The sequence below is a fragment of the Pseudomonas sp. PSB18 genome (assembly GCF_014596565.1).
Classification (GTDB): domain Bacteria; phylum Pseudomonadota; class Gammaproteobacteria; order Pseudomonadales; family Pseudomonadaceae; genus Aquipseudomonas.
Genome location: NZ_NOIN01000013.1, coordinates 1 through 11,625, shown reverse-complemented (window position 1 = coordinate 11,625; position 11,625 = coordinate 1). Strand labels below are relative to the sequence as shown.

Here is an 11,625-nt window from a genome sequence, read left to right as displayed (position 1 = left end):
AGTTTCAGATTACTGACGACAGTACGAATGAGGTGACAGTGTTCTCCACCCCAGGCAATGCCGAGATTTCCTTCCAGACCCTGTGCACCCGCTCCGGGCTCGCCGCGCCGACCCGCAGCATCAGGTCGAATTCGCCACTCATCACGTCGCACTGAAGCACTTCCGGCATGGCTTGCAGCGCCTGCAATACTTCCGCGCCGCGCATGCGGTCGTAGCGGTAGACGAAAATCACCGCATTGATGTTCGACGCTGCCGAAAGCCCCTCCCCCGTCCGCACCGTATAACCCTGGATCGCCCCGTCGCGTTCGAGGCGTTCGATGCGTTGGCGCACGGCATTGCGCGACAGGTTGACCTTCGCCGCCAGCTCGGCATGGGCGGCCCGGGCGTTGAGGCGCAGTTCGGCGATGATGCGTTCGTCGAGCGGGTCGAGAATTCGCTTCACGGAGCCTCCTTACAGCGTGCCGAGCAGTTGGTGGAGGGTGTCGAGGTCGTCCGCCTGGATCCGATGGATCTGCACCAGGCCGTGTTCCGCGAGCGGGTGATGCAGCGGCGAAACGCTGATCCCCAACTCACCAAGCAACACCGCCGATTTGGCCGGTGAGATTTCCCCCAGGGTCACCATCGGCGCCACCAGGCTTCGCCGGTACAACCTGGCCGCAAGCACGCCGGTGGCGGTGTGGGGGTCGATGACGTAGCCGGTGTCGCGGTACAGCGAGGTGATTTCTTCCAGGGTCTGTTCATCGCTGACGGCATAGGAGTCGATGATCATCCGTGCCTGCAGCCAGAACTCGTTGGCGATGGTCATCTCGCCGCTGCTTTCGAAGTGTTCCATCAGCGCGCTCACAGCCTGGTCGTCATGCCCGTAGAGCTCCCAGAGAAAGCGCTCCAGGTTGGAAAAGATCGACAGGTCCATGGCCGGCGACAAGGTTTTGTTGGCACGCAACCGGGAGTAGTGGTTCTTCAAGAACAACTGGTGCAGCGCATCGTTCTGGTTGGTCGCCACGATCATCTGGGTGATCGGCAAGCCCATCTTCTGTGCAATGTAACCGGCATAGACCTCGGCAAAACTCGCCGCCGGCACGCTGAAGCCGATGGGCCGCTGGCCGCCGCCCAGTTGCAGTACGGCGTGGAAATAGAACACCAACTGCGCCAGCACCCCCACCCAGTTGCTGGAGTTGAAACTGATCGCTTCGTGCCGGGTGCACGGCCACTGGCGGAACAACCGACTGACGAGGGTCTGGCACTCGTCGAAGCTGCCATTGACGGCGAACTGGTGGACCCGGGGATGCGCCACCGCCTGGAGGTGCCGGAGCTGGTCCTGGGGTACGCCCGCTTCCGGGTAGACCACGACCACCACGGTTTCCTCGCAGTGCTTGAAGGCTTCGATGGCCGCCAGCCCGGTATCGCCATTGGTGGCGCCGATCACCACGGCGCGACAGTCGCGTTTGCGCAGGAAATATTGCACCAGCCGAGCCTGGAGCTGGGCGGCGAAATCCTTCGAGGAGCGGGTCGGGCCATGGAACAGTTCCAGGACCCATTCGTTGCGATCCACCTGATGCAGGGGCGCCAGGGAGCGATGGCTGAATTGGCTGCCAGCCTCCTTGAGCATGCGCTTGAGGTCTGCCTCGGGAATCGTCTCGCCCACGAACGGGCTCATCACTCGATAAGCCAGCTCGTCATAGGACAAGGTCGACCAGTTGGCAATCTCCTGGGGTTCGAACAGCGGCAGCTCCAGCGGCACGAACAGCCCGCCGTCCGGGGCTATGCCCGATAACACGACCTTTTCGAAATCGACCTGCACGGCCGAGTTTCGGGTACTTACATAGCGCATGGTTGGCTCCGGCCATTCATTTGAAACGATGTGCCTGCTCGACCAGCCAGGTGGCGAACATGACGGCGTCGGGGTGCTGCTCGGTCCCGGAACCGCGTACCAGGTAGAACGACTCGCTGGCTTCGATGCGCTGGGTGAAGGGTTCGACCAGGCGTCCCTCCTCAAGCAGGTCAGCGACCATCGACGACCGGGCCAGGGCGATCCCCTGTCCGAGCTCGGCCATGCGCAAGGTGCAGACCAGCGTGTCGAATTGCATGCCCGTCGACGAATCAACGTGGTCGGCACCGACCATGTTCAGCCAGTACCCCCAGCCTTCTTCATACCCCAATACATGCAACAGCGGATGCTTCGCCACGTCCGCCGGTTCCTGCAGCGGCGAGCGTGCCATCAGCGCTGGCGAGCAGACGGGGAACAAGGTGTCCCAGGTCAGCCGCTGCGACACCAGGCCGGACCACTGACCATGACCCCAGCGAATTTCCAGGTCGTCCTCGCCATCCAGTTCCTTGACCCAGATGTTGCTGATGTAGCGGATGTCGACCTGGGGATGGGCCTGGCGGAAGTCCACCAGTTTCGGCGCCAGCCAATGCACGAAGAACGCCAGGCTGCCGCGGACCTTGATCGGCCGGCGCTTGTGCTGGCCGAAAATCTCGTTGGTCCCCACCGCCAGGCGCGTAATCGCATCCTGTACCACCGGCAGGTAGGACTGGCCCTCCTCGGTCAGACCCAAGCCACGGGGCAGGCGTTTGAACAGTGCCACCCCCAAGTGGCTTTCCAGCTGACGGATCTGCTGGCTCACCGCGCCTTGGGTCAAGCACAACTCCTCGGCGGCGTGGGTGAAGTTCAGGCAGCGGGCCGACACTTCGAATGCCCGCAGCCAGTTCAACGGGGGTAACGGTTTCTGCTTCATGATCCTGCCTCATTGACGCCCTCCCCCCGGCACCGCCTAAATTGCATCGGACGGCTGCGCCAACGGGTTCACCAGCAAGCGTTGCTCGCGGCTTTTGCGGGTAATGAAGTACACGAAATAGCACCAGGCGATGAATGGCAAGCCGAAGTACAACGCCACCCGTTGTTCCGGATCGAAAGCAATCCCGACGCACGCCAACCCGCAGGACACCAACGCCCCCAGCGGCACCCACGGATAGCCACGGACGCGGAACTTGAGGTGGCGCACATCACCGCCATTGGCGACGTAATGACGGCGGAAGGCAATCTGGCTGGCGGCGATGCTCATCCACACCACCACCACGGCCAACCCGGAGATCGACACCAGCGCCAGGTAGATGGTGTCGGCGGCAAAGACGCTGCTGAGCAACGAGGCGGCGCCGCCGGCCATGCTGACGATGATCGCGTTGAGGGGCGTGCCCATGCGGGTCAGGGCCGAGAACTGCTTGGGCAGGTGGCCTTGGTCGCTCAGAGTCCAGAGCATCCGAGAGGCGGCGTACAGGCCGGAGTTGGCGGCCGACAGCAAGGCACTGATGATCACGAAGTTCATGATGTCGGCGGAGTACGGAATGCCGATGTAGGTGAACACGGTGACGAAGGGGCTTTCGACGATCCCGGCCTGCTCGCGGGGCAACAAGGTCGACAGGACGAAGATGGTCCCGACGAAGAAGATCGCCAGGCGCAGCACGGTGGTGCGGATGGCGCGAGGCACATTGCGCTGGGGATCCTTGGTTTCACCGGCGGCGATACCGATCAGCTCCGTGCCGGAGAAGGCAAACGAAACCGCCAGCAGCGTCATGGCAATCGGCATGAAACCGGTGGGGAAAAGCCCTTCGCGGGTGAAGTTGCTCAAGCCGATGCTGTGGGCCTGATCGATGTGCAGCAGGCCGAGAATCGCGCCGCCGCCGATCAGCAGGAACGCCACCACGGTCGCGACCTTGACCAAGGACAACCAGAACTCGGTTTCGGCGAACAAGCGCACCGAGACCACGTTGCTCAGGAACACCACGCAGGCGAACAGCGCGCTCCAGATCCATACCGGTGTATCTGGAAACCAGCGTGCCATCAGGATACCGGCGGCGGTGAATTCGGACCCGATGGCCACGGTCCAGGTCAGCCAGTACAACCAGGCCACGGTATAACCGGTACCCGGGCCGAGGAAGCGCGTGGCGTAGGTGCTGAAGGAACCGGTTTCCGGCATCTGCACCGCCAGTTCACCGAGGCACATCATCACCATGTACACCATCAAGGCACCGATGATGTAAGCGATCACCGCACCCAACGGACCGGCCTGGTTCACGGTGTAGCCGGACGTGAGAAAAAGCCCGGTGCCGATCACGCCACCCAATGCCAGCATGACGATATGGCGGGTTTGCATCTCCTGCTTGAAGCCGACCTGCGTACTGAGTTGTTCTTGTTTTATGGACATGGTTGCTCTCATGAAAGTCGTGAGGACACGCTCCGACCTCTGCGCGCAGTGACAGCACAGAGACAACACGGGTCGTCATCCGGTTTTATTATTTTCCTATTCATGAACACCCCCGTGACCGCCTTGTCGCGGGGGTCTGACGCTGATGGTTCAACGGCTGGTTTCGGTGCACACTTCCAGGGTTGAAGCGTGGGTATTCGCTTGCGTCCGCTGTTCCCGCGAAGCCCGGACAAAGGCGAACGCCTGCTTCAAATCGTCGAGCAAATCATCGGTGTCTTCGATGCCCACCGAGACCCGCACCAGCCCCTCGGAGATGCCCAGGGCCAGCCGTTCCTCCAGGGTGTTTTCGACATGGCTGGTGGTGCGCGCCGGGCCATAGATGGTTTCCACCGCACCCAGGTTGCCCGCGCAGTGGGCGAAGCGCAGACGCGGCAGCAGCGCGGTGACGGTGTCCATGCCTCCGACCAGGACGAAACTGACGATGGCGCCAAAGCCGGCCATTTGCGCACACGCCACGGCGTGGTTCGGGTGATTGGGCAGGCCGGGATAGTTGACCGATTCCACCAGCGGCTCGGTGCACAGGAACTCCGCCAGGGCACGCGCGCTGGCTTGCTGCTGACGCATGCGCAGCACCAGGGTTTTCATGCCACGAATGATCATGAAGGCCGAGAACGGGTCCAGTGCCGCACCGTTGATTTCCCGATAATGCCGCACCTTGGCCATCAGGGCTTCGCGGCCACAGACCAGGCCGCCGAGCACATCGCCATGGCCGCTGAGGAACTTGGTCGCGCTGTGGATCACCACGTCCACGCCCAATACCAGGGGGTTCTGGTTGAGCGGCGTGGCGAAGGTGTTATCCGCCACCACCACGGCGCCGACCCGCTTGGCCGCCGCCACCAGACGCTGGATATCGAGGATTTTCAGGGTCGGGTTGGTCGGGGTTTCCAGGTACACCACCTGGCAGCCCTTGGCGATTTCCCGTTCGATCTCATCGTGATCGAAAGTCTCGCACAAGGTCGCCTCCACCCCCATGCGCGGCAGGAATTCTTCGAAAATCTTGTTGGTGCCGCCGTAGCTGTCCTTGGTGGACACCACCCGATCGCCCTGGGCCAGGAAGGTGTAGAGCACACTGCTGATCGCCGCCATGCCGGTGCTGAACGCCACGGCGGACTCGGCCATTTCCAGTTCACGGATCTTGGCTTCGAGGGTCTCGACGGTGGGGTTGCTCATGCGGCTGTAGATAAAGCCCGGCGCCTTGCCCAAGGCGACGTCGTACCAGACGTCGATATCGTCATAACCGTACGCGGCGCTGACCACGATGGGGGTTTGCGTGGCGTTGTAGGGATGCCTGACCTGCTCGCCACCCCAGACTGCCCGGGTTCCCGCTCCTGCGTTATCAAGCCCTGCGCTGTCAGGTTTGTTATTCATTGAGGCTACTCGCACTTAGGGGGTGAATGCTGAGTCATTCACCGGATCTGGCAGCCAATATAGGGAAAAGAAAACCGCCCGAGAAACGATGTTATCGGTGCCAAAGGTCTGCTTTTTTTAATGGCTGGGTGCGAAGATGCGGAGGGGAATCGATGCTTTAATCATGGAGAGGAGCCTTGCCTGTGACTGACAAATCCAAACTCAATCCCACCGAACAGCGGAACATTCACCCCACGACGAAAATCGCCTCAAGCGCTGTGCTGGAAGGCAATGTGTCCATTGGCGCCGGTACTGTCGTAGGGCACGGCGCGGTACTCGTCGCGGAGGGCGGCGCGTTGGTAATCGGGGAAAACTGTATCGTCATGGAGAATGCGGTCATCCGCAGCACTTCCCACGATGACTGTCGGATCGGCAATCACGTGATGGTAGGACCACACTCTCACCTGACCGGTTGCTGGATTGACGATGAGGTGTTTGTCGCCACCGGCGCGTCCGTTTTCAACGGCGCTCGCATCGGCAAAGGCGCGGAGATCCGCATCAATGGGGTGGTACACATCAAGACCGTGGTAGAGCCAGGCGCGACGGTACCGATCGGCTGGATCGCCGTAGGCGACCCGGCACAGTACTTTTCCCCGGACCAGCATGAACAGATCTGGAACGTGCAGAAGGATCTGGATTTCCCCCGGTACGTTTTTGGCGTCGACCGCGAGAGCGAGGACGTCGTCCGGCAAATGATGGAACGTTACGCACGCTTCCTGCGCGAGCGCGGCGATTCTACAGACGGTTGACTCTGCTTGGTCTGCAAGCCCCTTCAGAGTTGAAGACAATCACCCCGCTGAACTCGCGGGCAACTAACCGACAGTGAAACGTCAGGTGGCAGGTTGACAATCAGTTCCCCGGGCGAATAACCACCTTCCCTCGGGCATGCCCAGTGGCAACCTTTTCCAACGCTGCTCGGGTTTCAGCCAGTGTGAAAGTTGAATCAATGACGATCTGCAACTGCCCCGCACTGAACTGCCGAATCGCCTCGGGAAGGAAAGGCACGGCGCTGGCGAAGAAGACGAACTCACCCGCGCGACCGTCCCGGCCTTCGATGTTGAATTCCACCAGGGTCGAGATGCGTCCGCCTGGGCGCAGCACTTGCCAGGATTCTTCCAGCGTTTCGCCGCCCAGGGTGTCGAGCACCAGATCGACTTCACGCACGCTGTCCAGGGTCTGGGTTCGATAGTCGATGACCTCGTCGGCGCCCAAGCTTTTCAGCAGTTCGAGGTTCTTCGCCGAGGCCGTTGCGATCACATGGCAGCCGGCAAGATGAGCCAGTTGGACTGCCATGCTACCGACGCCACCGGCACCGGCGTGAATCAGCACGCGTTGGCCGCGCTGCAACCTGCCGATATCGAAAAGCGCCTGCCTGGCCGTGCCATACGCGGTCGGCAATGCGGCGGCCTGTTCGAAACTCATCTGCGCGGGAATGACACAGAGCTCAGAGGCGGCGATGACCAGATGGGTGGCGAACGCACCGCCCTGCTCGGGGGAGGTTCGTCCGACCACCCGGTCTCCGGTCTTGAGGACGCTCACCTGCTCGCCGACGGACTCAATCACACCGCTGAAATCGGTCCCTGGGGCATAGGGAAACTCCACCGGGAAGATCGGTTGCATGTAACCGGCGAGTATCTTGACGTCCAGCGGATTGACGCTGGCGGCCTCAACGCGCACGACCACTTCGTTGGGGTGTGGGTTTCGTAACGTGGCTTCGCCGTCGACGATGACATCCGGGCCGCCGAACTCATTAATCAAAGCGCTCTTCATGGGAAAACTCCTTTCAGGCCTGGGCAGGGAACTGGCCGAGTTGAAGGAACAGGGCAAACCAGTCTTCCATGTGCCATGTCGTGGTCAGCTTCGCGTCACGGAACGTGTGGAATTCATGGATGCGGAAACTGACCTGCTTGCCGGTGGCGGCGATGCCGAAGAGTTCGCCTTGATGGGTGCCGGTAATTTCGGCGCGCACGCCCATTTTTCCTGGCTCCTGGACCATGTCGTGGACGACGATCCGCACATCGGGAAACGCCTGGACGAAGCTGCGGATGATGGCCTTGATGCCTTCCGGGCCAGGTGCCTGGCCAGGTGCCAACGGGATGTCGTCCCAGTCACGGGTAAGTACTTCGTCGACGAGGTCCGGCTGTTGGTCGCTGAACGCGCGGTAGAAGGTTTCGACGGCCAGGCGCTCGGCGCGCAGCTGTTCGGCAAGGTGGGTGGTTGATGGGGTCATTGAAGTTCTCGCCATTGAAGTGGGGTGGTAGCGAGAGTTTGGGATTGAGGGCTATGATCCGTCTAACAAATAGCCGATATGAATGATTATTTGATTTATGGATTTTCATGGGATTGATTTGAACCTGCTGGTGGCCTTCGACGCGCTGATGACTGAGCGCAATGTCACCCGCGCGGCGGCTCGGGTGGGGGTGAGTCAGCCGGCGATGAGTGCCGCGTTGGCGCGGCTGCGAACGCTGCTTGGCGATGGGTTGTTTGCCCGCAGTGCCGAAGGGCTTTTGCCGACGCCCCGGGCTCGGGATCTGGCGGTGCCGATTGCCCAGGCGCTGCACCAGCTTCAAGTCGCATTGGTAGAGCGGCCCGAGTTCGAGCCTGGCAAGGCTTCGCTGGTGTTCAAACTCGGCCTCTCCGATTACCCGGCCTATGTGCTCCTGCCTGCGCTATTGCAGGCACTTGCAGAGCAGGCGCCGGGGGTTTCGGTGAATGTGTATGCGTTCAACGACCGTGACCATGCCGTCGACATGTTGGACAGTGGCCTGATCGACGCGGCGGTGGGCGTGCCGCCGACTCAGGCCGCGGCGCGGATATTGAGCCGGACCGTGCTTACAGATGAATTCGTCACCATCGTCGCCCATGACCATCCGGTGGCCCGTCGCGCCATGACCCTGAAGACCTACCTGGAGCTTCGCCATGTGCTGGTCTCGCCTGAAGGAGACTTGCACGGTTTGGTGGATCACGCCCTTGCTCAACAGGGCAAGCAGCGCGAGCTGGCCCTGACACTGCCGCAGATGTTCGCAGTGCCCTCACTGATCGCCCGCACCCGCTTGACCGCCACGGTGATGAAACGGGTGGCGATGGGCGCGGCGGGCAGCAACAAGCTGGTGATGTTTCCACCGCCGGTGACGTTGCCTCGGATGGCGTTCGACCTGATCTGGCACCGGCGCAGCGAGTCTCATCCGGCACAGCAGTGGTTCAGGGGGGTGGTTGAGGAAGTGGCTGGGCGGGTTTGATTTACATTTGATCCGCTGGTGTCTGGCCCTGAGTTGACTCTCTTCAACAGTGGATGGTGGTAGCCTTGGCTCGGCCTCTTGAACTGAACGGAGACTGCTACCCCCGAAGTCACCCCTTAAGTCGCCCCCGAAGTCACCCCTTAAGTTGAGGGGCTTCTGAAAGCGAAGCACGAGACTTTACTCATCTATATCTTTTATAGACTCTAGCCAACGGAAGAAATAGTCTTTTTGTAGCTGAGGATCGCTCACTATTTGCTGATCTTCATAATCAAATATATTTACGAGACTCGCTCTTGAGGCACGTACACCCAAGACATGATCATATGCCACTATTCCTGATGACATTTGAGAGGACATGCTGGAAGGGCGCACGCTCAACTTAGCTCCTTTACATAAAAATTTTAGATTGGAGTGCTCCTTGATAATTTCACCAAGGCATGAATACACATCCAGTCCAGAATACTTTTTTTTCCAGCCGCTTTTAAAGGTTAAAGAAATAGTTGATTTCGCAGCATCCACATCTAGCTGTGCCTCTTCCCTTTTGCCATCTTTGATAATCACGACAACTTGCTTCGTCATTTTTTCATTTCCTTTCTGGATTGGGCAAAGAATACCCAACATAGGAACCATCCTTCTTCAACGGAGTGACCCCAAGGATATCTTCCGTCTTTATTCGATCAGGAATTGCGATCTCATGTTCGTAGCTATAAGGGATATCCTTACGCGGCAGCTCCTTATTCACATCGCGCCCAGGGATTCTCTTTAAAACATACAAATACCCTTTTTGCGTCCTGTATCTTGTTCCAAAATCGATCCCAACATCGACATCGGTGGAGGTGCTTACAAAATTACTCAGCGGGTTTCTATTATCCAAAACATGAAGCCGTAAGTCAGTGCTTTTTCCCAAACTCACAAATCCTTCTTTAAAAATGACTTCTGGCGTTCTCAAATCTCCACGATAAAGAAACTTAGGTTTTGGTGGGGATAATTCGTCCTCCCCCACCCCAACCTTCGCAGCCGGATCCTGCTCCGCAACCGCCGGCCTGCACCCACCCTTCCCCGGACAATCCACCAACCCCAACGGATCCACCCACCCCGTCGGGTTCAGGGTGTACCGGTACCCATTGAGTCCACCCGCCAGTTTGCTTGGATCAGGGGTCAGGTAGCGGCCCGTTTCCGGATTGTAGTAGCGGTGCCGGTTGTAGTGCAGGCCGCTTTCCGGGTCGAAGTATTGGCCCTGGAAGCGCAGCGGTTGTTCCAGTTGTTCGCCGCCGTCGTGCTGGATCTCGCGGACCTTGCCGTAGCCGTTATAGCGCGCCGACCAGACGACCTGGCCGCCGTAGTTGGTCAGTTCCTGGGGCGTGCCCAGGTGATCGAGGTGGTAGTAGAACGGGCAGGCGTTGAGGCCTTTGCCGTCGAGCAGCGCCAGCGGGCGGAAGGTGCCGGGTTCGTAGAGGTAGCTGCGGTGGTGCTGGCGGCTGCTTTCGGCGACGAGTTGGTCGCCCTGCCAGAAGAACTCGGTGGTCAGGCCGGCCACGGTCTTGCTGATGCGTCGGCCGAAGGCGTCGTAGCGGTAGGACGTTTCGCGGCCGCCCGCCGTGGTGACGCCGATCAGGCGGTGCTGGCTGTCGTAGCGGTATTCGGTGACGAGGACCTGGGCCTTGCCCCGGCGTTCGCGGATCAGGTTGCCGAAGGCGTCGTAGTCGTAGTGGCGGTCGCCCTCCATCAGCAGGCGATTACCCTTGAGGTGGGTCGGGCCGGGGCGGTCCTGCATCAACAGGTTGCCGGCCGGGTCGTGGGCGAAGTGTTCCGCGGGATCGGTGTGGGAATGCTCGATCCGGGTCAGGCGGTCCAGCGGGTCGTACTGGTACTCGCGCCGCCCTCGACGGCTGTCGGAAAGGGCGGCGAGGTTGCCCTTGGGGCTGTAGGCATAATCGCGCCAGAACAAGGTCTGCTGGTTCTGCAGCACGCTGTGGGCCTTGAGCCGGCCCTGTTCGTCGTGTTCGTACTGGCTGAGCAGCAGGCCTTGTTGGCGCTGATATTCGCGGCCGCCACGCAGCTGGTGTTCGGTGAGGCGTGCGCCGTTCAGGTCGATGGCGGTCAGTGCACCGCCCGGGGCATGGTGGTAGTCGAGCTGGCTGTTGTCCGGCAGGCGCAGGTGATTGAGCCGCCCGCAGGCGTCATAGCCATAGCGCAGGGTCCCCCAGCCCTGGTGCTCGGTGATCAGCCGGTCCTGGGCGTCGTATTCGAAGGCCAGCGGATGGTCGCTGCCGTCATCGACATGGACCAGTCGGCCCAGCCCGTCGTAGCGGTACTGGATTGTCTGGCCGTCGGGCAGGGTCTTGATCAGCAGGCGTCCGGCCGTGTCGCGCTGGTAGGCGGTGACAAGCTGGCTGCCGTCGGCACCGAAGTCGGTTTTCTCCAGCAGGTGCCCATTGAGGTCGTAGGCATAGGCGGTGCGTTGGCCGTCGAAGCCGATTTGCTGTCGGATCAAGCCGCTGGGGGTATAGTCCAGCTGATATTTTTCGCCGGATTCGTTCTCGATCTCGGTCAGCAGCAACCGCGCCGAGTCGTAGCGGTAGTGCAGCGTGCTGCCGTCGGGATTGAGACGGCGGCTGACCAGATGCAGATCGTCGGCGTATTCGTAGCGGGTGACGCGGCCCTGTTCGTCGCGCTCGGAGATGACCTTGCCATAGGCGTTGTAGGTCCAGGCC

The 11,625-nt window shown here is 60.7% G+C and carries 11 protein-coding genes; 2 read left to right on the top strand and 9 right to left on the bottom strand.

What is annotated here, in order from left to right; translation table 11 throughout:
• Window positions 1-4: 4 nt before the first annotated feature.
• The 5 genes from CGA22_RS23655 to CGA22_RS23635 form a co-directional block, all read right to left on the bottom strand.
• Complete coding sequence (locus CGA22_RS23655) at window positions 5-442, bottom strand: Lrp/AsnC family transcriptional regulator (RefSeq protein WP_041022329.1); 438 nt, start codon at window positions 440-442, stop codon at window positions 5-7.
• A gap of 9 nt (window positions 443-451) precedes the next feature.
• Window positions 452-1,831 carry a threonine synthase gene (thrC, locus tag CGA22_RS23650; protein ID WP_041022330.1) on the bottom strand — a complete coding sequence of 460 codons (1,380 nt, stop codon included), beginning with the start codon at window positions 1,829-1,831 and terminating at the stop codon, window positions 452-454.
• A gap of 16 nt (window positions 1,832-1,847) precedes the next feature.
• A complete protein-coding gene (locus tag CGA22_RS23645) occupies window positions 1,848-2,738 on the bottom strand; it encodes a LysR substrate-binding domain-containing protein (protein ID WP_024780783.1) in 891 nt (296 codons plus the stop codon).
• Between the two features lie 36 nt (window positions 2,739-2,774).
• Complete coding sequence (locus tag CGA22_RS23640) at window positions 2,775-4,205, bottom strand: amino acid permease (RefSeq protein WP_041022331.1); 1,431 nt, start codon at window positions 4,203-4,205, stop codon at window positions 2,775-2,777.
• A gap of 150 nt (window positions 4,206-4,355) precedes the next feature.
• Window positions 4,356-5,633: a cystathionine gamma-synthase family protein gene (locus CGA22_RS23635; protein WP_041022332.1), complete on the bottom strand. Its 1,278-nt coding sequence runs from the start codon at window positions 5,631-5,633 to the stop codon at window positions 4,356-4,358.
• Between the two features lie 182 nt (window positions 5,634-5,815).
• On the opposite strand from CGA22_RS23635, the gene CGA22_RS23630 reads away from it, so the two are divergent.
• Window positions 5,816-6,421 carry a gamma carbonic anhydrase family protein gene (locus CGA22_RS23630; protein WP_084213752.1) on the top strand — a complete coding sequence of 202 codons (606 nt, stop codon included), beginning with the start codon at window positions 5,816-5,818 and terminating at the stop codon, window positions 6,419-6,421.
• Window positions 6,422-6,521: 100 nt separating this feature from the next.
• Here the strand turns inward: CGA22_RS23630 and CGA22_RS23625 are convergent, their stop codons facing one another.
• Both CGA22_RS23625 and CGA22_RS23620 read right to left on the bottom strand, forming a co-directional pair.
• Window positions 6,522-7,442, bottom strand: a complete 921-nt coding sequence (locus CGA22_RS23625) for an NADP-dependent oxidoreductase (RefSeq protein WP_041022333.1) — start codon at window positions 7,440-7,442, stop codon at window positions 6,522-6,524.
• Between the two features lie 13 nt (window positions 7,443-7,455).
• The gene (locus CGA22_RS23620) at window positions 7,456-7,902 is read right to left on the bottom strand and encodes an ester cyclase (RefSeq protein ID WP_041022334.1); all 447 of its coding nucleotides are present in this window, start codon (window positions 7,900-7,902) and stop codon (window positions 7,456-7,458) included.
• Window positions 7,903-7,999: 97 nt separating this feature from the next.
• Between CGA22_RS23620 and CGA22_RS23615 the strand changes: the two genes are divergently transcribed.
• Entirely contained in the window at window positions 8,000-8,911 is a 912-nt protein-coding gene (locus CGA22_RS23615; RefSeq protein ID WP_041022335.1) for a LysR family transcriptional regulator, read from the top strand.
• A gap of 177 nt (window positions 8,912-9,088) precedes the next feature.
• Here CGA22_RS23615 and CGA22_RS23610 read toward each other — a convergent pair whose 3' ends face one another.
• Complete coding sequence (locus CGA22_RS23610) at window positions 9,089-9,490, bottom strand: hypothetical protein (protein ID WP_041022340.1); 402 nt, start codon at window positions 9,488-9,490, stop codon at window positions 9,089-9,091.
• A gap of 4 nt (window positions 9,491-9,494) precedes the next feature.
• On the bottom strand, window positions 9,495-11,625 hold a 2,131-nt coding region (locus tag CGA22_RS23605; RefSeq protein ID WP_188258725.1), incomplete at its 5' end, for an RHS repeat-associated core domain-containing protein.